Consider the following 20,052-nt stretch of genomic DNA (forward strand, 5'->3'; position numbering starts at 1 on the left):
CCCCTCCCAAAAACCCCCCCAAAGAGCACCCCAAACACCCCCCCCCCCCCCCCCCCCCCCCCCCCCCCCCCCCCTCCGCCCCCCCCCCCCCCCCCCCCCCCCCCCCCCGGGCGCTCAGGAACTGGAGACCATCGCGTCGAAGAACGGGAACGCCACCGCGAACGCCGCTCCGCCCGCGAGGAACGCCTGCGGCAGGGACGCGCCGGTGCAGTACGTCAGACCGCCGGCCGCCCCCGCCGCCAGCACCGCCAGCAGGAAGACCAGCGCGGTACGCACGGACAGTGCTCTTCATGGCAGAAGCCCCTCACTCGAAGCCGTACCCGGGGCTGTGGAGCACCGGGCACGCCGCGCCCGGCCGACGAGGTGCCGGCCTTCCTGACGCACCTCCAGACTTCCGTGCCATAGCGGTGTAGCGGCACCCTGATACACCGCTCACCTGCGAAAACTTCCCTCGGAAGACCCGCTCCGTCCCGCGCTGTAGCCATCCCTCGTCGGACGGATCTGCCGGACTTGAGGCCCGGCCGGCACCGCCGGTCCACCCCGACCCGGACGGCCAAGTCGGCGCGGTGCTCCCCGTGCTGCTGATGGGCCCGCACCTGTAGCACCGGCTGGGAGCATCACCCACTCGCTCCGGCACCGAACGTCGGACCGGCGGGCGTCGGGTACAGCAGCTCGGCGGAGTCGAAGGCGGCGCGCACCATGTTCACGGCCCATTTCGGGGGCAGGGCGGAGCCGGTCAGCTCGCCGTGGGCGAGCTTGTTGCGCAGCTCCCGGCCGGCGCCGAGCCGGTCGGCGAGGTCGGCCGTGATGACGCCGGTGGCCGCGGCCCGCTCGATGAGCTGCTGCACCGTCTTCTTCTTGGCGCCCAGATGCTCGGCGAGGGCGCGCTCCAGCGCGAACAGCGAGTACGTGACGGCGACGGTGCTGAACTCGTACCGGTAGTTAGGAGTGCCGGATCAGCTCGCGCGACGTCTCCAGCACGCTCACCACGTAGGCGGGTGCGTGCTCGGGCACGACCAGGTCGGCGACCAGATCGTGCATGTCCGAGTAGTGGGCCACGAAGTTGTGGGCGCGTGGGTCGGGCACCGGCCAGGGCAGCGGGCCGGGAAGCGGCGGGAGCACATCCATCCGCGCAGTCTCGTCCTGTGGCCGCACACGGCGCCACCGGTTTGGCGCGCAGCCGCCCGCGATCCTCTGAGTGGCATGTTCGCGGCCGAAATCTTGCAGGTCAAAGCCCTGGCCACCACCGACGGTGCGGGTCTAGCATTCCCGCCACGGCGGCCCCACCACAGCACCCCTGGGCCGCCGGGCAGAGCAGCCGCGCCAACCCCGGTCGTGGCTGGCCTCCCACCGGCCGGGGTCCCGCGGAACGCCCCCCTCGTCCCCCGGGGCCCCGGCCGCCTGCCCCGTCCTGGCCTGTCAGGAGTTCGGGCGGCTACGGAGCGTCGAGATGTCGGCGGCGGGAGCGTGCGGCTTGCTGCATCTCGGCCTTCGACGCCCTGCACTCCCAGACCGGCCACGCCCGCTTCCTGGTGGAAGAGAAGAAGGCCCACTACATCGCTGTGATCAAGGGGAACCAGCCACTGCTGCACCAGCAACTCAGGCAGTTGCCCTGGCGGGAGATTCCGCTGCTGGACAAGACCCGGGCCACGCAGCATGGCCGTGACTAGATCCGCCGGGTCAAGACCTGCACGGTCACCCGCGGCCTCGGCTTCCCCCACGCCGCCCAGGCCGTGCAGATCGTGCGCCGCCGGCCAGACGATCACCACCGGGAAGGTCACCCTGGAACGCGTCTACGCTGTCACCGACCTGGCTGCGGAGCAGGCCGATGCTCCTGAGATCGCGCGCCACGTCCGCGAGCACTGGGGAATCGAGAACAAGATCCACCACGTACGCGACACCACCTTCGCCGAGGACGCCTCACGTGTGCGGACCGGCACAGCACCCCGGGCCATGGCAGCCCTGCGCAACCTGGCCATCGGCGCCCTCCGCCCCACCAACTGCGACAACATCGCCGCCGGCCTGCGCAAACACAGCCGAGACGCCACCCGACCACTGGCCACCCTCGGCATCACATGATCAAACCGGACGGACTGCCAGAACGACGCCGCCCTGCCGCAGCGGCCGCTGGGGCGCGTTCATGGCCTTCCACAACGGCATGGTCTTTCTCCGCCCCTTCGGTGGCGGCGTCGAGTGGGAGACCGACCCGCGCTGGCTCTCGCAGCACAAGCCGCCGAGGCCCTCCGCCATCTCCTGAGCCAGCCAACTCCCCACCCGAGGAACCGTCATGAGCATCCTGGGCAGGATGACGGCCCGACGCGCCGCCGGGCGCGCCGCCGACGCCGCGATGAAGGTCCACGAAAGAGGGGAACCCCAGCCGACGCACGGCTGGGGTTCCTCCAGGCGGTGAGTGCCGGTCAGCAGGTGGAGTTGCCCACGCCGTAGACCGCTCGTCTACGAGTCGGCGGACCGCACCACGTCGCGATCACCGTGGATCGGGCGGGTCAGCGCTGCAGGGTGAGGACGCCCGGCCGGTACGGCAGCTTCTCGTAGGGGGTGGTGTCCCCCGGCGCGCTGGGGGACCTGCCCTGGTAGAGCAACTGCAGGTTGCAGGGGTCGATGGTCATGGTCTGGTCGGGGTTGTTGCGGACCAGGTCGCCGTGGCTGATGTCGTTGGTCCAGGTGGCGCCACTGTTGGCCTTGCCCGCGAAGGGGTTGCTCTCGGTGGCGGCCTGCGGGGTCCAGGAGCCGTTGAGGCTGGTGGCGGTGAACGAGCGGAAGTAGCGCTGCTCGTTCGCGCCCCGGGCCTCGACGATCATCAGGTACTGGTTCTGGTCCTGGACCTTGTAGACCTGCGGCGCCTCGAACAGGTTCTTCTCCGTGTCGCTCATGACCGTCGTGTACGACGAGCCGAAGCTGCTCGGGAAGTTTCCGATCGGCATGCTCGCCCGGTAGATCTTGCCGTTGTCACCGGCGAAGAACAGGTACATGTTCTGGCCGTCGGCGATCAGGGTCGGGTCGATCGGGACGCCGCCCTCGCCGGCGGGGAAGCGGGCGGTGAACAGGTTCTGCGGCGCGGACCAGCCGTTGGGGTTGGTGGGGTCGCTGGACGTGCGGTAGGTGAAGGTCCAGTTGGTGCCCCACCCCAGTGAGGCCAGTACCCAGATGTTCTTGGGCGCGAAGTAGAACAGCTGGGGTGCCACCGCGCCCTGGTTCATCTTGGTCTGGGTGGCCGTCGCCATGTCCGACCAGTTCGTGAAGGGGCTGAAGCCCATCGAGCCCCAGTTTCCGTCGGAGTACGTCGCGTAGACCAGGTGCTTGCCGTTGTACGTCGTGGTGGTGAAGTCCTTCAGCGCGGCCCACCCGTTCGCCGGCTGCGCCAGCGCACCGGTCGAGCTCCATCGGTAGGTCGACGGAAGGGTGCACGCGCCGCCCGTCGGCGCGGGCGTCGTCGGGGTGGACGACCCGGACGACCTGAAGTTCCAGTGCTGGTTGGCAGCGCCCCAGGAGTCCCAGATCTGGACGGTGGTGCCGTTGGCGGTCTGGTTGCCGGGGGTCTCCAGGGCTCGGCCGCTGGCGACGTTGGTGAGGGTGTAGGAGCCGTCCTTGTTCCGGGCGGCCTTCCAGTGCTGGTTGGCGCCGCCGTTGGAGTCCCAGACCTGCATCTTCGTGCCGTTGCCGGTCTGGTTGCCGGGCTCGTCCAGGACCCGGCCGCTGGCGACGTTGGTGAGGGTGTAGGAGCTGTCGCCGTTCTTGGTGGCCCGCCACTGCTGGTTGGTGGCGCCGCTGGCGTCCCACACCTGGAGCGGGGTGCCGTTGCCGTTCTGTCCGGCGGGCTCGTCGAGGACACGTCCGGCGGCGCCCACGCCGGAGAGCGTGTAGACGGTGCCGGAGTTGATGCCGCCGCCCGGGGTGCCGCCGCCGCCGGCGCCGGCCAGGGGGGTGAGGACGGCGTTGTAGGCGGGCTTCTTGTTGCCGTTGTTGTCGAACAGCAGCGCGTTCTCGCCGGTGCGCCAGGAGTCGCTGTCGCGGATGCCCCACACGGTGATGCCGGTGCAGCGGGCGACGGCGAGGCAGTCCTGGACGGTGTTGGTGTAGGCGGTGGCGGACGCCTGGGCGATGTCGAGCTCGGTGATCTGGACGTCCACGCCGAGCGCGGCGAAGCCGGACAGGGTGGTCTGGAAGCTGGCCGGGGGGCCGCCGGCGCCGAAGTGGCTCTGGAAGCCGACGCAGTCGATGGGCACGCCGCGGGACTTGAAGTCCTTGACCATGTTGAAGACGCCCTGGGTCTTGGCGTCGGACCAGTTCTCGATGTTGTAGTCGTTGTAGCAGAGCTTGGCCGAGGGGTCGACGTTGCGGGCGGTGCGGAAGGCCTCCTCGATGAAGCCGTTGCCCAGCACCTTCTGGAACACGGAGTCGCGGTGCTGACCGCTGCCGCCGTCGGCGAACGCCTCGTTGACCACGTCCCAGGCGTAGATCTTGCCCTTGTAGTGGGTCATCTCCTGGGTGATGTGGTTGTTCATCACACCGCGCAGGGTGTTGGCGTCGTTGATGGACTTGACCCAGTCGGGCAGTTGGGAGTGCCAGACCAGGGTGTGGCCGCGCATCTTCTGGCCGTGCGCGGAGGCGTGGTTGACGATCGAGTCGGCGGGGCCGAAGTTGAACGACCCGCGGGAGGGCTCGATGGCGTCCCACTTCATCTCGTTCTCCGGGGTGACCATCTTGAATTCCCGGTCGAGAATGGTGGAGTACGTCGAGTCCCCGAGCCTGCCCGCGGCTACTGCCGTACCGAAGTAGCGGCCGCTGACGGCCGCTGCGTCGGCGAGCACGGTCGGCGTGCCGGCGTTCGACGTGAACGCGGCCTGGGCGACCAGCGGTACGGCTGCACCTACGGCGGCGAGCACCACGGCGGCGGCGATCATGCGGCGGGTTGTCGGCCGGCGGCGATGAGAGCGGTTCTGATCTGGCAACAGCTTGTCCCTCTGGCGTAGTGGGCCTTGATCTTGGCCACGGTTACCTGCCAGTTGCCGCCACGCACACAAAGGTTGCCGTGATCGGGAGGACTTTTTTTGTCGAGCCGGAGATCGGCGCGGCCCTCATCCCGTCGGGGCGAAGCCGCCCCGGACCGCGAGGGCGCCCGCGGCGGTCCCGGCGGCGGCGCGGTAGGTGTCGTCCTTGATGTTCCGTCAGATACGGCGGGGCCGCAGGCGGTTGAGCCTGCGGCCCCGCACGGGTGGTGGGGTCAGGAAGGGTCGCCGTACTGGAGACCGCGTCCGTTGGTGCCGATGTAGACGCGACCGTAGGTGTCGGGGTCGCCGGTGATGATGCCGGTGCTGCCGATGGCGCCCCACTGGTGGGCGTCGTCGTTGATGCGGAGCCAGGTGGCGCCCATGTCGGTCGAGCGGAAGACTCCGGTGACGTCCTTGACGGTGCCGATCAGGTACAGGGCCTGGTAGGAGGCACCAGGCGCGGCCTTGCCGAAGCCGAGCGCGGAGGCGGACTGCACCGTGGTGAGCGCGGTGAAGGTGCGGCCGCCGTCGGTGGAGTGCAGCAGCCCCTTGCCGCCGCCGGAGATCCACAGGTCCCCGCCAATGCCCGGGGCGGCGGTGAGCCGGCCGGAGGGCAGGTTGGTGGCGCGGGCGGTGAAGGTCGCGCCGCCGTCGGTGCTGGCGAACAGCGTGCCGCCGGACAGCGAGTAGAAGGTGTTGGCGGAGGAGCGGTCGGCGACGACCACCGCGTCGGCGCTCAGGCCGCCGACCTTCGACCAGCTCGTCCCCTTGTCGGTCGAGCGGTACGGGACCTGGCCCGCCCCGGTCCAGACGATGGTGGAGCCGTCCGCCGCGAGCGCGACGTGGCCCGCCTGGGCGCTGCCCACCGGCTTTGCCTTGAAGCCGATCCAGTTGAGGCCGCCGTCGGTGGAGTAGGCGCCGTCCTGTTCGCCGCCCCGGCCGACCCGGACCATCATCGAGGGGTTGGACTGGGCGAAGTCGATGTCGGTGCTGGTGCTCATCAGGGGGTTCTTCAGCCGCCCGGCGGGCACCTTGGTCAGGTCGTCGTACCGGAAACCGCCCTGGTCGCCCATGGAGGTGATGAGGGTGGCGCCGCCGGGCGGGGCGATCGCGTCCGCGAGCGCGGTCTCCTCCAGCCCGCGGGCCCCCGGGGTCCAGTGGCTGGTGCCGCCGCTGTCGGTGGCGGTGGCGTCCTTGCTGCGCCAGATGCCGTTGCCGGTGCCGTACAGCACGTGCCCGGAGTCGAAGGGGTCGATGGCCAGCGCGGTCATCCAGTGCCCGATGCCGGTACCGACGAAAGGAGCACCGGAGGCGTCCCGCACCGACTTCGCGGCCTGGGCATTCCAGGTGGTACCGCCGTCGGTGGTCCGGTAGAGCTCGTCCTCGGGGTACCAGCGGTCGAGGGTGGTGACCATCACCGTGGACGGGTGCTGCGGGTCGACGGCCAGACCGGAGAAGCCGTAGCCGCCCTTGGACGGGGAGACGTCCTTCCACGCCCCGCCGGCCGGCGTGTACTTCCACACCGAACCCGCCGTCACGCCGTTGGGCCCGAGGGCGTTGGTGTACGTCAGGTACAGCGAGCCGTCACCGGAGATCACGCCGTGCTGCGGCAGCTGGCCGGTGGGCTGCCCGGAGACGGCCTGCCAGGAGTTGCCGCCGTCGGTGGAGCGGTACAGGGACGTGGACTTGTCGCCGACGCCGACGTACACCGTCCGGCTGCCGGCCGGGCCGTACGTCACGAAGGAGATGCCCCCACCGCTGCTCGCCCCGTCCTTGACGGGGAACGAGGAGACCTGGCCCCAGGTCACACCGCGGTCGGTGCTGCGCCACAGGCCGTTCTTACGGGAGCCCAGCAGCAGGGTGTCGTGGTTCGAGGGGTCGATCACCAGCCGTTCGCCCGCCCCGCGGCCGTCCTCGTTGCCGCCCAGCTTGAACGGCAGGTCGGTGCGCTGGAAAGTGCGGCCGCGGTCGGTGGAGCGCAGGATCGTGCCGTTGCCGGCCCAGTCGTTGGTGTAGGTGCCCGCAGCGAGGTAGAGCCGGTCGGGGTCGACGGGGTCGGTGGCCAGCGAGTCGATGCCCAGCAGGTTCCAGTCCTTCTCGCCGACCCAGTCGGTCAGCGGGAGCCACTGCTCGGCCCCGGTGTCCCAGCGGTAGGCGCCGCCCATGTCGGTGCGGGCGTACAGCAGGCCCTTCTCCTTCGGATTGAACACCAGCCCGGTGACGTAACCGCCGCCCACCACCTGGGCGTTCTTCCATGCGTACGATCCGGACCCGGTCTGCCCGCCGCCGGACCCGGGCGCCAGGCTCCCGCCCATCTTCACCAGCTTCCACTGCTGGTTGCTGCTGCCCTGGCCGGGCCACTGGATGATCTGCGCGCCACGGTCGTTGGAGTATCCGGAGACGTCCAGGACCTGACCGCTCTTGCGGGAGGTGAAGGTGACGGCCTCGGAACCGCTCACACCGTCGATCCGCCACTGCTGGGAGGCGGAGGAGCTGTCCGTCTGCTGCTCGGCGGCAGCCGCCCGGGCGGTCGAGCCGCCCGCTACGCCCAGCACCTTGCCGCTGTTGCGGTTCACCAGCTCGTAGTAGCCGTCCCCGGTGGGCCTCAGTCGCCACTGCTGGTTGGCGGTGTTCTGGTCGGTCCACTGCTGGATCCGGGTGCCGTCGGCGGTGGAGAAGCCGTTGACGTCCAACACCTGGCCGCTGCGTACGGAGACCAGCCTGTAGTAGGCATCGCCGTCGACCGTCGCGGCCTGGGAGTCCTCGTGCACGAACACGAAGTACGACCCGACGGCGAGGGGCACACCGGCCAGCAGAGCGGTGGCGTTCAAGCGACGGCGGTGACGCCCGCGGCGCCCGCCGTTTGGGGGGTTGCTCATGGGTAGACGTTCTCCTTGCGAACCGTGCATGAGAGGAAGGTGGATCCGGACACCGGTACTGGCCGGATCTACTTCCTTGTGGTCGCAGGCTCCGCAAAAGGTTGCCGTGAGCCGGAAACTTTTTCAGGGCACCTCGTGGTGAGGGCCGGCGTCCTCACAAGCGGCTTAAGAACACGGCTGAGTGGTCACATCGGATGCGGACGTCGTCGAGCGGCTCACCGACCTCGTCCGCAAGGGACTTCGCGGGTGAGCCCGGCCGGGCGCCGGTGGTCGTTCCCCTCGGGGCCGGCCGTCTACTCGCCGTCAGGATCGGACTCGGCGGCGCCGCCCGGGGCCACCGCGGAACCCGGAGCCACCGCGGAACCCGGAGCCACCGCGGAATCCGAGTAGAGGATGTCGCGGGCCTGGACCTGCTGGTCGATCGCTCGGATGCGCCGTTCCACCGCGGTTGGGCGGCGTTCTCGGCTGCCGGCCAGCATGTCGGCGCCGTCGTACACCCACTCCTCGAGGTCCCCATCCTCGGGCAGGAGCCCGAACCCGCGGCGCAACTCGTCCGCCACCTCCTGTGCCGCGCGGACGAAGGCGTCGCGGACGGCTTCCTCCGGCACAGGCAACCCGGCGCCGAAGGCCCGCAAAGCGAGGTAGGCACGGTCGGCGCCCGGCCGCCGGTTGCAGGCAAGCCAGACGACCAGGTCGACCAGCCGGTCATCGGCCGTCGAGGAGCTGCCGCCGACAGGCCTGCCGGGGTAGTTCCGCTGGTTGGAGGGGAGCAGCGGGTACGGACGGCTGCGCCAGCGCTCAAGATGGCGCGCCGACCCCGGCCTCTCATCTCGAAGGCAGAAGCCCTCATCGTTAGCAATAGGTGCATGGGTTTCACTTGTATAGTTCCCGTCATGCAACTGGATCTGAATCTGCTCACCGCTCTGGACGCGCTGCTGGAAGAAGGCAGCGTGGCCGGGGCCGCAGCCCGGCTTCACGTCACCGCACCGGCGATGAGCCGCTCGCTGGGCCGGATCCGCAAGGCCACCGGCGACCAGATCCTGGTTCGCACCGGACGCCACATGACGCCCACCCCCCGTGCCCTGGCCATGCGCACCGAGGTCCACGCTCTGGTACAGCAAGCTCACCAGTTGCTGTCCGCCCATACCGACCTCGACCTGGCGGGCCTGGAGCGGGTGTTTACCGTCCGCTTGCACGACGCCCTGACCACTGCCTGCGGGACGGCCCTCGTCGCCGCGGTGCGCCGCCAGGCCCCGGGGGTGAGGATGCGTCTCACGGTCGAGCCCGGCCACGACACCCCTGAGCTGCGTCGCGGGGAGGTCGATGTGGCCTCAAGTGCCAGCCCGCCGTCTCAGCCCGCCATCCGTCACCGCCTCATCGGCCAGGACAGGATCATCCTCGCTGTCCGGGCGGGTCATCCGCTCACCGAAGGGCCGGTGACCGTCGAGCGGTACGCGGCGGCCGATCACGTGGCCGTCTCCCGGCATGGAAGCCTGCGCGACCGGGTCGACGAGGTCCTCGCCGCCCTCGGCCACGAGCGCCGTGTCATCGTCTCCGCCCCCGCGACGGACACCGCGCTGCAGCTCGCCCGTGACGCCGAAGTCGTGGTCACCCTCCCCGACGCGGTCACCCGCTCCGCCCGTGACCAGCTGGGCCTGACCACGCTGCCGCTGCCATTCGACCTGCCGCCCGTACCTCTCTATCTGCTCTGGCACCAGCGTTACGACGACGACCCCGCTCACACCTGGCTGCTCAACACAGCGACACAGACCCTCCAGGACCTGTTCGCCACCCCCCACACCTTTGACCAGTAGCGTTCCGTCAACACAACCGCGATGGGCCTGGGGACCATTGCGAGGATCGCGACTGTAAAGCCGCTCGGCTTTGTCCCGTCGTCGGTGGCAGCAGCGGGAAGGTAGACCAGGTGCCGGTTCCCCTGCATGCGCGCCGGCCCGCCGTCCGCGCGAAACCCAGGCCGCGCGTGCTCACCAGAAGGCGAGTTCCCGGAAGGCGCAGGGGACGTCGGCCAGGGCCGACGATCACGGATGTTGCAGATCTCGTGGGCCGGCATGCCAAGCGGCTGGTGGTGGGCGAGATGCATACGCCGGTGGCGATCTTCGTGATCTCGCGGCGCTCGGGCGGCGTGAACGTCCTGGCCGCCCGCCCTTGTACTTCGGTAGGACGAGTCGAAGCCGTCGGTGTCGAAGTTGGCGGATCGCATCGCGGATGGCGCTCTGCCGTCCCAGGCCGTCTGCGACAGCGAGGAGCCCCCTCCATTCAATTGCATGAGACTCATCTCAGCCATGCTTTACATGCACTTGAGGTTAATGATCGGCTCTTCTACCTTCGAGATGCGGGCGGGAGCAAAAGACGGTTTCGCCTGGTCCGCCTGACGACCCCTTACTCGAATGGGAGCACCACCATGTCCGAGTCGCTTCAGACCACCGACATCGCTGCAACCGCTGGCGCCGCGTCCGACGCCGACCTGCTCGCCCAGACCGCTGACGCCGTGCGCGCGGCGGGTTCGGTGCTGCGGGAGCGGTTCGGAGACGTGGTCCGTTATCAGACCCGCGAAGAGCTGATGCAGGCGCTCGCCGCCAACGACGACGCCGCCCTCGACATCCTGCGCCCCGCCCTCACCGCCCTGCGCCCCGACTCCCGCTTCGTGGAGGACGAGCTCGCGGGCGGGGCCTTGCCAGCCGGCGAGTGGTGGGTCGTGGACCCGGCCGAAGGTAACGTCAACCACCTGCACGCCCTGCCGGACTGGGCGGTGACCGCCACCCTCGTGCGCGACAATCAGCCGGTACTCACCGCGGTCCACCTGCCGTTGACCGGCCAGACCTACACCGCACTCACCGGCGGCGGCGCCCACCTCGACGGCCGCCCGCTGCACGTCTCGCACACCACCGACCTCGGCCTGAGCATCGTGGCCACCAGCCAGGCCCGCCCCGACGAGGACGAGAAGATCGTGCGGCGCATCGGCTCCTCCATCACCGCGATGCTCCTCGACGCACTCGTCGTGCGCACCTCCGTGCCCGCCACCCTGCATCTGGTGAACGTGGCCGCCGGCCGGATCGACGCCTTCTGGCAGTACGCCGGCGCCCGCGCCGACCTGCTCCCCGGAGCGCTCCTCGTCACCGAGGCCGGCGGACAGATCTCCGACGCCCAGGGCCGCCCCTGGACCCCGCGAAGCGAAAGCTTGCTGGCCGCCGCACCCGGCGTCCACGCCGAAGCCGTCACCACGCTCTCCCGCTGACCCCCACAAACACCACGAGCACCGCAAGCACCGGAAGGACCACATCAGCATGACCACGATCGCAGTTCTCGGAAACGGCCACGTCGGCGGCAACCTCGCCACCGCCCTCACCCGGGCCGGACACGAGGTGACCGCAGTGGACCGCGCGCCGGGCGCCGCCGCCGACGCCGCCCGGACCGCCCAGATCGTCATCAACGCCACCCCGGGTGCCGGCGCGCTGGAACGGCTCACCGCGCTGCGCCAGGAACTGCAGGGCAAGATCCTCGTCGACGTCTCCAACGCCACCCTCGACGGCCCCGACGGGCTGCCCGGCGACCTGATCTACCCCGGCTCGAGCCTGGCCGAGCAGCTCCAGGTAGCGCTCCCCGACACGCGCGTCGTCAAGACACTCAACACCATGCTCTTCCCGGTGATGACCGCACCCGCCGCGCTCTCCCAGACGCCGACGGTCTTCCTGTCCGGCGAGGACCCGCAGGCCAAGCAGGTCATAGGCGGGCTTCTCGCCGAGCTCGGCTGGCAGCAGGAGTGGATCACGGACCTCGGAGGGATCGAGACCGCCCGCGCCACGGAGGCCGCGATCCTGTTCGTCCCCCACGTGATCCGATCCAGCGGGTTCGCACCCTTCGCCATCTCGATCACCCGCTGAAAGCCCGACCCAATTCTGCCGGGGACGACCACAAGAGGCGGCAGGATTCGTTTCTCACCGGCCCTGCCGCAAGCGAGATCGATCGGCTGATCTCCACGATGCCCGGCGGGAGCATCGGGGTCTCTGGCAGGGCGGCGTCGTTCTGGCAGTCCGTCCGGTTTGATCATGTGATGCCGAGGGTGGCCAGTGGTCGGGTGGCGTCTCGGCTGTGTTTGCGCAGGCCGGCGGCGATGTTGTCGCAGTTGGTGGGGCGGAGGGCGCCGATGGCCAGGTTGCGCAGGGCTGCCATGGCCCGGGGTGCTGTGCCGGTCCGCACACGTGAGGCGTCCTCGGCGAAGGTGGTGTCGCGTACGTGGTGGATCTTGTTCTCGATTCCCCAGTGCTCGCGGACGTGGCGCGCGATCTCGGGAGCATCGGCCTGCTCCGCAGCCAGGTCGGTGACAGCGTAGACGCGTTCCAGGGTGACCTTCCCGGTGGTGATCGTCTGGCGGCGGCGCACGATCTGCACGGCCTGGGCGGCGTGGGGGAAGCCGAGGCCGCGGGTGACCGTGCAGGTCTTGACCCGGCGGATCTCGTCACGGCCATGTTGCGTGGCCCGGGTCTTGTCCAGCAGCGGAATCTCCAGCAGCCGGGGCTCTTGGGCCAGGTCGGCCCGCAGCATCTGGTCGATCAGCGGCTTGAACGGGTCCAGCCGGGTCTGACGGGGCGGCAGCTTCTTGCGCGGCTCCGGCCATGCCGACTCAAGGGCCTTCTTCACCGTCAGAAAGCCGACCCCGTACTTCCGCTGCAACGCGCGGCTGGACAGGCCCAAGCGGGCATCATGGCGGATCGCCGCGTACAGATCGACCTTGGACTTCGGCAGCACCAGGGACCCCTCGTCGTGCAGAGCACAACCATGGTCCCGAGGCAAGCACCTGGGTGCTCTCAAAACTCGGCGACATCACTCTTCCGTCTTCTGCGGGCCGGACCGTCGCTCCGGCTTGCAGGAGTCGCCCCGGCCCGCTCCTTCGGGTCCGGGATCTTTGCTGCCGTGAGTGAGGGTGTTGACCCTCACGTGGCGTCAGGCTGCATAGTCGGTGCCGTGGAAGATCACTGGACCGTGGGACGCGTGGCCGAGCTGGCCGGTGTGAGCGTTCGCACGCTGCATCACTATGACGGGCTCGGGCTCGTTCGGCCGTCGGCGCGGACGGTGGCCGGGTACCGGGCGTATTCGGCGGGCGACGTGGAGCGGCTGCGGGAGGTGCTGGCCTATCGGCGGTTGGGCTTCGGCCTGCGGGAGGTCGCGGAGCTGGTCGGCGACCCGTCCGCCGACGCGGTCGCGCACCTGCGTCGACTGCGCGGTCTGCTGCTGGAGCGGCGTGATCGCGCCGACGCCATGGTGGCGGCCATCGACAGGGAACTCGAGGCACGGGCGAAGGGACTCAAGGTGACACCGGAGGAGCAGTTGGAGATGCTCGGTGCACGGCTGTACGACGAGATCGGCGGTGCCTACACCGCGACGAGGCGTACCGAGCCGCGGATCGCCGCGCAGATCTGGGACGCGCTCGGGGACGCGCAGACGGTGCTGAACGTCGGGGCCGGCACCGGCTCCTACGAGCCTGCTGATCGCGAGGTGACCGCGGTGGAGCCGTCGGCGGTCATGCGGGGGCAGCGGCCTGCCGGGTCGGCGCCGTGCGTGGCCGCCGCCGCGGAGAGCCTGCCGTTCGAGGACCATTCCTTCGACGTCGCGATGGCCGTCTCCACCGTTCACCACTGGGGGGACCCGGTAGCGGGGCTGCGCGAGATGCGGCGCGTGGCCCGCCGCGTGGTGGTGCTCACGTTCGACACCGACGAGCCCGGATGGCAGGACCGGTTCTGGCTCACCCGCGACTACCTGCCCGAGTTCGCCGCCGTCCTCACGGAATTTCCCTCGCTTGCCGGGATGGCCGACGCGATCGGCGCCCGCGCTGAGCCGGTGCCCATCCCGTGGGACTGCGCTGACGGCCTGTTCGAGGCGTACTGGCGCCGGCCGGGGGCGTATCTGGAGGACCACGTGCGCCGTGCGATGTCGGTGTGGACGAGGGTCGGGCCGGAGGCCGAGCAGCGGGCGGTACGCAGTCTCAGCGACGACCTCGACTCCGGTCGGTGGGCCGAGCGCAACCGCGACCTCGCCGACCGCGACGCGGCAGATCTCGGCCTCCGCCTGCTCGTAGCCTGAACCGCGTCGCAACGTCCGTGTCCTGGTGCTCCTGACGGCCCATCGATCAGTGCGGCACTGAGCGGGCCTGGCGCTGCGGACAGGACGGAACGGGAGGGGACCAGGCGCCGGCCGGCGTCAGGCGCTCTCCGCCGGCCCGCACGACGACGAGCCTGTCGCCCTCGAAACCGGTGACATCCGTGTCGCCCGGACCAGTGGCCGGGGAACCGCGGTGACCTCATGGCCGCCCGGGTCGCCGGCGAGGCGATCGAACCACATGCGGTCCCATCGAGACCGAAGCGGCCCGTCGCCTCGCCGGCGTCCTCAAGAACGGGTGATCCCCGATCACCCGACACTTTCTCAGGCCCGGAGGAGCTCCAGCAGGTGGCGCGAGCGGGCGATCAGGTCGGCCGCGCGGGCCGGGTCGGGGGCCACCGAGTGGAAGACCAGGGCCAGCATCACGGCGGTGTCGAGCCGGTGCAGGAGGGCGGCCCTGGAGTGCAGGTCGGGCAGGTCGGCGGAGTCGGCGTAGCCGGCCAGGATGCCGTCCGCGTCGATGCCGTTGTCCGCCAGCCTGGCGTACTCGGCGACCCGGGCAAGCTCCATCAGGACCGGGCCGACCAGGGCGTTGGACCAGTCGACGACGGCGGTGAGCCGGCCCCCACTGCCCAGCAGGTTCTGTCGGCGGACGTCCAGGTGGAGCAGGCGCGGTTCGTCCGGCTCGGCTTCGAGCAGCGCGCGTATCCCGTCCGGGTCGGGCAGCTCGGGCAGGTCGGCGGCGAAGCCGCGCAGGTCGCGTGGCGGGTCGTCAGCCGCTTGGCGAGGAAGGACGGGAAGTCTCCGGGCTCCTGGTAGGCGAGTTCGATCGACGGCGGCTCCAGCCGGTGGAGGGCCGCCAGGAAGCCGCCGACCTCCTTCGGGGAGACGGGGAGCCCGTCGTGCTCCACGTAGCCCGCGAGGGAGACGACGAGACCGTCCGCCATGGTGATCAGCTCGATCGCGGTGGCGGCGGGAAGGCCCTGGCGGGTGAGGAGCCCGGTGATCTCGTGCTCCTGGCGGACCAGGTCGCCGGCGTCCACCTGGCCATAGGGCGCGGAGTAGACCTGGTGCCGGGGGATGCGCAGGGCGACCTCGCCGCGGGCGGCGCAGCGGGCGCGGTAGACGGCGAAGTCCACGCCCTCCCCGGCGAGGCCGAGGAGTTCGAGCCCTCGCTCCTCGGCCACCCGGACGGCCACCTCACGGGTATCCAGCTCTCCGTGCCGGGGGTCGGTCGTCACTGGGCGGTCCTTCCGGCGGGGATCGGGACCCGGGCGGCCAGGGCGGCGTCCCCGACCACGGGCAGCTTGCCTGGACGGCGCCGGACGCGACCGCCTCCTCGGCGTTCCTCGGCGCCCTCTTCATCGTCTCCCGCTTCCCCGGCCGCGACACCGTGGCCGCAGCCCTGCAGTTCGCGTCCGGGGCGCCGGACGGCACGTCGGTGGCGGCCACCGCCGGTGCGCTGCTCGGAGCCGCGCACGGCGTCGACGCGTTGCCTGTCGAGCTGCTGAGTCGGCTCGAACTCGCCTGGGTGCTCGACACCTTGGCCCGCGACCTGCTTCAGGAGCACGTCGACTCGCCCGATGGCAGCGATTACGTACCTGCCCGTGACCCGCACTGGTGGAACCGTTATCCCGGCTGGTGACAGCACGGGTGAGGTTCGGCTGTGAGTGGACGGACGGACTCATGGCCAAGGCGGGCCGCCGACGTCCTCCACCGGCCGACGGCGTCCCGCCAGGGTTGGCGCGGGGCGGCCGGTCGGGAACACTGCCGGGTGCTCGGGCGGGCGTGGCCATCGGCCGCCAGAAGTGGCCGGGGTGTCCGGGCGGCCGGGGTGTCCGGGGTGGCCGGAGGGCTGAGAGGCGGCGCGCCGGTGCCCGTGCCGGTGATCGGGCGGCGGGTCCTGGTGGGCTCTTCCCCGGCGAGCGCCGCCTTGTAGGCCCGCGCATCGGCGGCACGGCGTCGAGCGGGGAGTCGTCGGCCTGGAGCCACTACGATGCGTGGCGTCGATGGGGCAGGACAGTGGGGGTGCGTGGCGTGGCTGGTTACGGCGGGGGCGGGTACGGGGATCCGGTGGGTGGCGCGGGCAGTCGGCCGCCGGCAGGGTGGCCCGGCCAGGGTTCCCCGGTCCCGCCGCCCAGGTCCGCGTACGCTCCGCCGGCGGGGTACCCGTACGCTCCGCAGGGTTATCCGTATGCTCCGTCCGCTTCTCCGCAGGGGTATCCGTACGCGCCGCCTTTTCCGCAGGCTTCGCCACCACCTGTCGAGCCGTCACGCGGCCGGAAGATCCTGCGCGGGGTCCGCAATCCGTTCTACGCCGCCCAGCGGACCTTCCGTCCTTCCCGTCCCGCGGTCGTGGACGATCCGGCGGTCCGCAGGCTCCAACTGTGGCGCACCGTGCTGGGCCTGGTCGCCTGGGTGGGCCTGATGGTCACCTACAACTCCGTCGTCAGTGCCGCCGACGTCAAGGCCGTTGCGGACGAACGCCTCAACCAGAGCTGGTCCAGCGTCCTGGTGCTGGTCTGCACCTTCCCCGTGGTGGTGGGTGCGTTCGTGGCGGCCGCGCGGGGCGGGCTGCGGCGCGTCTACCTGCGACGGGCCCTGCGCCCACTCGGTGCGGTGGTGGCCATCATGGCGTCCATGGGCACCGCGGCGCTCGCGATGGCGCCGGAGACGGCGGGGCTCCGGGAAGCCGTCGGGCTGCCGGGAACGATCGCCATCGGGGTGCTGTGCGTGTGGTCGATGGGTTTTGCCCTCTACGGCATCGGCCTGTCGCTCGTGCACGTTTTCCGTACCGCTGACATCCACGAGGCGCTGCCGCCGGTCCTTGCCGGCGTCCTGGTGTGGGAGATGGCGCTCCTGGACGCGATCACGGGCGCCTACCCCCAGGTTCCGGCGGGCGCCCGGGCGGTCTTCATCCTGGGCGCCCCCGTGACCGTCACGGCCCTGTCCTGGTGGGAGATGCGCCGGCTACGCCGCCACCACGGGCTGACGGTCCGTAACGCTCTGGGGCGCTGACCGCCCGGCCGCCCCCGCTTGCCGGAGATCACCGTGGTCCGGTCGGCCCCCGGCTGCGCGGGGAGGAACGGCCGCGAGCCCCCTCGTCTTCGCCGTCGGCGGCCGACCTCGCGGGTCATCAGGATCCGAGACTCTCCCCCCGCTCCCGTTCCTCGGATCGTAGGTCGGGGTGGTGGCTGGGGGGTGGGAGGGAACGAGGCCGGCCGGCCTCGCGGCCACTGCACAGGCAGGCATGCACGTTCACGCGTCGGTTGCCCGGTCGTTTGCCGGCTGCGTTCAGCTGGGCTGGAAGAACGCCAGCATCTTCTTGGCGGCGTCCGGCGACGTCAGGATCTCCTGGACGTGCGCGGACTGCCGACCGGCGGCGCTGGTGCGTTCGAACATCTCGCGTTCGTATTCTTCGACGGCGGCGGGAAAGTCGTCCGGGTGCGCGGCCAGCGCGAGGCCGAGCAGCGCGCCGTCGAGCAGCGCCATGTTGGCGCCCTGCCCCACCGGCGGCATCAGGTGCGCGGCATCGCCGAGCAGCGTGACGCCCGGTGTCGACGGCCAGGTCAGGCCGACCGGGAGAGTGGTGATCGACCGTGGCAGGACGGCGTCGTCGCAGGCGGCGATCAGTGCGGTGAACCGTGAGTCCCAGCCGCTGAACAGATCGATCAGCCGCACCCGGGCGGCGGCCGGGTCGTCGAACGGGATCCCGCTGGTGGCGAACCAGTCCTCGGCGGTGCTGAAGCTCAGGTAGAGGCGTACGCGGCCGTCGCCGTTGCGCTGCGCCGACAGGGATTGCCCGTCGCCGAGCACCCAGTAGTTGCCTCGTCCGACCATCGCCGCGAGGTCGGGGTGGGTGCGGTCGATGTCGGGGATGCCGAGCTCGACGACGTTCTGGCCGGTGTGCACCGGGCGGGCGTCGGTGAGAAGCGCGCGGACCCGGGAGCCCGCACCGTCGGCGCCGACCAGCAGGTCACACGTCGCGCTGCTGCCGTCGGTGAAGTGCAGCAGGCCGCGGTTGGCGTGTTCGAACGCGTGCCCCCAGCGCACCGCGTGTTCGGGGAGAGAGTCCAGCAGCAGGTTGCGCAGATCGGCACGGTCGACCTCAGGTCGCTCGAGTGGGGCGTCGTCGGGCGTGTCCTCCTGGAGCAGCAGGGTGCCGTCCGGCTCGAGAAGTCGCAGGTCCTGGCCTTCGCGACGGGCAATCGCGTGGAACCGGTCGATCAGGCCGGCCTCGCGCAGCGCCCGCTGCCCGGTCTCGGAGTGCAGGTCGAGCATGCCGCCCTGACCGCGCGCGCCGCGGGACGGTTCGCGTTCGTACACGACGGCGTCGATGCCGTTCACGTGCAGCACGCGGGCGAGGGCCAGGCCGCCGAGGCCGGCTCCGATGATGGCGATGGTCATGGTTGCCTCTCTCCGATACGCCGTACTGACCGATACACTGTATCTCTTGATGCGATGTATTGTTAGCGGCATGTTGGTGTGGGAGAGGCCGGAGCCGCCGAATCGACCCGTGCCGGCCCCGCTGAACCGAGAGCGGATCGTGCGAGCGGCGATCCGGCTGGCCGACGCGGACGGCCTGGAGGCGGTGTCGCTGCGCAAGGTCGCCACCGCGTTGGGTGTCGGGCCGATGCGGCTGTACAGCTACATCGCCGGCAAGGAGGAGTTGCTCGACCTGATGGTCGACGCGGTCCACGCCGAGATCCGGCCGGTCGGAGACGGCTGGCGGGAGGTGCTGCGGTCCCTTGCCGAAACCACCCGGCAGGCCGCTCACGAGCACGAATGGCTCGCCGATCTGCTCGGTGGGCGTCCACAGCTCGGGCCGAACGCGCTGGCCAGGGGAGAGGCCGTGGTGGCCGCGCTGGGCGGCGTCGACGTGGACGCCATCATGCCGGTGGTCACCGCGGTCGACGCGTACGTGATCGGCGCGGTGCGCCGGGAGATCGCTGAGCGGCGTGCCGAGCGGGCCACCGGGATGGACGAGAAGCGCTGGCAGGCCTCACTCGGGCCCTATCTGGAGCGGACCTTCGCCACCGGCCGGTTCCCCGCGCTGGCCACGGTGGTGCGCGATGCCGCCCACCTGGACGCCGACCAGACCTTCCGGATCGGCCTCGACTTCCTGCTCGACGGCATCGAAGCCCGCATCTCCACCTGACGCGCGCCCGAAGGACAGGGCCGGTACCGCCCACAGCACCAGGCCGGCGCCGACCCGTCGAGACGACGCAACCTCGCCCGCCGAATGCTGAGCGGGTGGTTCGCCGTCGGCGCCTGCCGGGCTCGCTCAGCCGGCCTGCGCGGGCCCGGGCCCGGGCCTTCCGATCGCGCCGGAGGCTGAGCCGTGCGCGGGGACGCGCTCGGCGTCGGTCACTCGCACGGCCGTTTGCGGTCCGCGGGCAGCGATTCCGCCGCCGCGCGGGCGAGACCGCCGAAGAACTCCTCCAGGGCCTGCGGCACCTCGGGGCGCAGACGGTAGTACGTGAAGCGGCCGTGCGGCTCCGGCTCCACGATGCCGGCCTCGCGCAGCACCCGCAGATGGTTGGACAGCGCGGTCTGCCGCGCACCCGTCTCCTCGATCAGGTGGTTGGTGCACAGGGCCGCCTGCGCGAGCAGCGTCACGATGCGCAGGCGAAGGGGCTCACCCAGCACTCGAATGAGGTCGCCCTGCGTCAGCGTCGCCTTGTCGGTCCCTGGTGTCAGCATGCCTCGATCATCACATATCACGTCGCGCTGATACCACTCATGCGTGATATCACGTCAGCGTGATATATTGCGGATGGTCCGGTCTCCCCACTCTCTCGGGATCGGTCGGACCCCCGCCGCGCGGCCCCGCAACGGCGCGGCGTGGTCCGGGCCGCAGCAGCCAGGCGGTCGGGCCCGACACCGCGGCCCCGGGCGGAGCCAACCGTCGCCGTGACCTATCAGGAGGCATCGCCTTGAGCGCCCCCATCCGTGACGTGATCATCATCGGTTCCGGCCCGGCCGGCTACACGGCCGCGCTCTACACCGCCCGTGCCTCCCTCAAGCCGCTGGTCTTCGAGGGCGCCGTC

20 protein-coding genes are annotated in these 20,052 nt (G+C 70.8%); 10 read left to right on the forward strand and 10 right to left on the reverse strand.

From position 1 onward, the window contains the following. Positions 1 to 114: 114 nt before the first annotated feature. The 3 genes from ACZ6NC_RS39925 to ACZ6NC_RS39935 all read right to left on the reverse strand — a co-directional run bounded on the left by ACZ6NC_RS39925 (position 115) and on the right by ACZ6NC_RS39935 (position 1,128). A complete protein-coding gene (locus tag ACZ6NC_RS39925) occupies positions 115 to 276 on the reverse strand; it encodes a hypothetical protein (protein WP_465738796.1) in 162 nt (53 codons plus the stop codon). 341 nt (positions 277 to 617) lie between these two features. After that, positions 618 to 848 carry a hypothetical protein gene (locus tag ACZ6NC_RS39930; protein WP_465738797.1) on the reverse strand — a complete coding sequence of 77 codons (231 nt, stop codon included), beginning with the start codon at positions 846 to 848 and terminating at the stop codon, positions 618 to 620. Between the two features lie 94 nt (positions 849 to 942). After that, complete coding sequence (locus tag ACZ6NC_RS39935) at positions 943 to 1,128, reverse strand: hypothetical protein (protein WP_465738798.1); 186 nt, start codon at positions 1,126 to 1,128, stop codon at positions 943 to 945. Between the two features lie 404 nt (positions 1,129 to 1,532). Here ACZ6NC_RS39935 and ACZ6NC_RS39940 point away from each other — a divergent pair, with 404 nt between their 5' ends. Next, entirely contained in the window at positions 1,533 to 1,670 is a 138-nt protein-coding gene (locus ACZ6NC_RS39940; protein WP_465738799.1) for a hypothetical protein, read from the forward strand. Continuing rightward, positions 1,663 to 2,079 carry a transposase gene (locus ACZ6NC_RS39945; RefSeq protein WP_465738800.1) on the forward strand — a complete coding sequence of 139 codons (417 nt, stop codon included), beginning with the start codon at positions 1,663 to 1,665 and terminating at the stop codon, positions 2,077 to 2,079. Before ACZ6NC_RS39940 ends, ACZ6NC_RS39945 begins: the two co-directional genes overlap by 8 nt. 425 nt (positions 2,080 to 2,504) lie before the next feature. On the opposite strand, the gene ACZ6NC_RS39950 is transcribed toward ACZ6NC_RS39945, so the two are convergent. The 3 genes from ACZ6NC_RS39950 to ACZ6NC_RS39960 form a co-directional block, all read right to left on the reverse strand. Then, positions 2,505 to 4,922, reverse strand: coding sequence for a non-reducing end alpha-L-arabinofuranosidase family hydrolase (locus tag ACZ6NC_RS39950; RefSeq protein ID WP_465738801.1), 2,418 nt, complete (start codon positions 4,920 to 4,922; stop codon positions 2,505 to 2,507). 320 nt (positions 4,923 to 5,242) lie between these two features. Further along, a complete protein-coding gene (locus tag ACZ6NC_RS39955) occupies positions 5,243 to 7,888 on the reverse strand; it encodes an RICIN domain-containing protein (protein WP_465738802.1) in 2,646 nt (881 codons plus the stop codon). Between the two features lie 293 nt (positions 7,889 to 8,181). Continuing rightward, the gene (locus ACZ6NC_RS39960; RefSeq protein WP_465738803.1) at positions 8,182 to 8,787 is read right to left on the reverse strand and encodes a hypothetical protein; all 606 of its coding nucleotides are present in this window, start codon (positions 8,785 to 8,787) and stop codon (positions 8,182 to 8,184) included. Between ACZ6NC_RS39960 and ACZ6NC_RS39965 the strand changes: the two genes are divergently transcribed. The 3 genes from ACZ6NC_RS39965 to ACZ6NC_RS39975 all read left to right on the forward strand — a co-directional run bounded on the left by ACZ6NC_RS39965 (position 8,782) and on the right by ACZ6NC_RS39975 (position 11,790). Further along, positions 8,782 to 9,702, forward strand: a complete 921-nt coding sequence (locus ACZ6NC_RS39965; RefSeq protein ID WP_465738804.1) for a LysR family transcriptional regulator — start codon at positions 8,782 to 8,784, stop codon at positions 9,700 to 9,702. The genes ACZ6NC_RS39960 and ACZ6NC_RS39965 overlap by 6 nt on opposite strands. Before the next feature lie 608 nt (positions 9,703 to 10,310). Further along, on the forward strand, positions 10,311 to 11,144 hold the full coding sequence (locus ACZ6NC_RS39970) for an inositol monophosphatase family protein (protein ID WP_465738805.1): 834 nt from the start codon (positions 10,311 to 10,313) through the stop codon (positions 11,142 to 11,144). Between the two features lie 49 nt (positions 11,145 to 11,193). Then, positions 11,194 to 11,790, forward strand: coding sequence for an NADPH-dependent F420 reductase (locus ACZ6NC_RS39975; RefSeq protein ID WP_465738806.1), 597 nt, complete (start codon positions 11,194 to 11,196; stop codon positions 11,788 to 11,790). 163 nt (positions 11,791 to 11,953) lie between these two features. On the opposite strand, the gene ACZ6NC_RS39980 is transcribed toward ACZ6NC_RS39975, so the two are convergent. Beyond that, the gene (locus tag ACZ6NC_RS39980) at positions 11,954 to 12,655 is read right to left on the reverse strand and encodes an ISAs1 family transposase (protein WP_465738807.1); all 702 of its coding nucleotides are present in this window, start codon (positions 12,653 to 12,655) and stop codon (positions 11,954 to 11,956) included. 234 nt (positions 12,656 to 12,889) lie between these two features. On the opposite strand from ACZ6NC_RS39980, the gene ACZ6NC_RS39985 reads away from it, so the two are divergent. Then, positions 12,890 to 13,987, forward strand: a complete 1,098-nt coding sequence (locus tag ACZ6NC_RS39985; RefSeq protein ID WP_465738814.1) for a MerR family transcriptional regulator — start codon at positions 12,890 to 12,892, stop codon at positions 13,985 to 13,987. Positions 13,988 to 14,326: 339 nt separating this feature from the next. On the opposite strand, the gene ACZ6NC_RS39990 is transcribed toward ACZ6NC_RS39985, so the two are convergent. Then, the gene (locus ACZ6NC_RS39990; RefSeq protein ID WP_465738815.1) at positions 14,327 to 15,115 is read right to left on the reverse strand and encodes a phosphotransferase; all 789 of its coding nucleotides are present in this window, start codon (positions 15,113 to 15,115) and stop codon (positions 14,327 to 14,329) included. Between the two features lie 280 nt (positions 15,116 to 15,395). On the opposite strand from ACZ6NC_RS39990, the gene ACZ6NC_RS39995 reads away from it, so the two are divergent. Together ACZ6NC_RS39995 and ACZ6NC_RS40000 are read left to right on the forward strand one after the other, a co-directional pair. Beyond that, positions 15,396 to 15,647 (forward strand): hypothetical protein, encoded by a 252-nt coding sequence (locus ACZ6NC_RS39995; protein WP_465738808.1) that lies wholly within the window; start codon positions 15,396 to 15,398, stop codon positions 15,645 to 15,647. A gap of 710 nt (positions 15,648 to 16,357) precedes the next feature. Continuing rightward, positions 16,358 to 17,020, forward strand: a complete 663-nt coding sequence (locus tag ACZ6NC_RS40000) for a hypothetical protein (RefSeq protein ID WP_465738809.1) — start codon at positions 16,358 to 16,360, stop codon at positions 17,018 to 17,020. Between the two features lie 276 nt (positions 17,021 to 17,296). Here the strand turns inward: ACZ6NC_RS40000 and ACZ6NC_RS40005 are convergent, their stop codons facing one another. After that, positions 17,297 to 18,409, reverse strand: a complete 1,113-nt coding sequence (locus tag ACZ6NC_RS40005) for an FAD-dependent oxidoreductase (RefSeq protein ID WP_465738810.1) — start codon at positions 18,407 to 18,409, stop codon at positions 17,297 to 17,299. Between the two features lie 70 nt (positions 18,410 to 18,479). On the opposite strand from ACZ6NC_RS40005, the gene ACZ6NC_RS40010 reads away from it, so the two are divergent. Next, positions 18,480 to 19,160, forward strand: a complete 681-nt coding sequence (locus ACZ6NC_RS40010) for a TetR/AcrR family transcriptional regulator (protein ID WP_465738811.1) — start codon at positions 18,480 to 18,482, stop codon at positions 19,158 to 19,160. A gap of 209 nt (positions 19,161 to 19,369) precedes the next feature. On the opposite strand, the gene ACZ6NC_RS40015 is transcribed toward ACZ6NC_RS40010, so the two are convergent. Then, on the reverse strand, positions 19,370 to 19,705 hold the full coding sequence (locus ACZ6NC_RS40015; protein WP_465738812.1) for an ArsR/SmtB family transcription factor: 336 nt from the start codon (positions 19,703 to 19,705) through the stop codon (positions 19,370 to 19,372). 233 nt (positions 19,706 to 19,938) lie between these two features. Here ACZ6NC_RS40015 and ACZ6NC_RS40020 point away from each other — a divergent pair. Next, positions 19,939 to 20,052 (forward strand): FAD-dependent oxidoreductase (locus ACZ6NC_RS40020; RefSeq protein ID WP_465738816.1); only part of this gene is annotated, 114 nt, incomplete at its 3' end.

The sequence above is a fragment of the Kitasatospora sp. NPDC041988 genome (genome assembly GCF_055588525.1).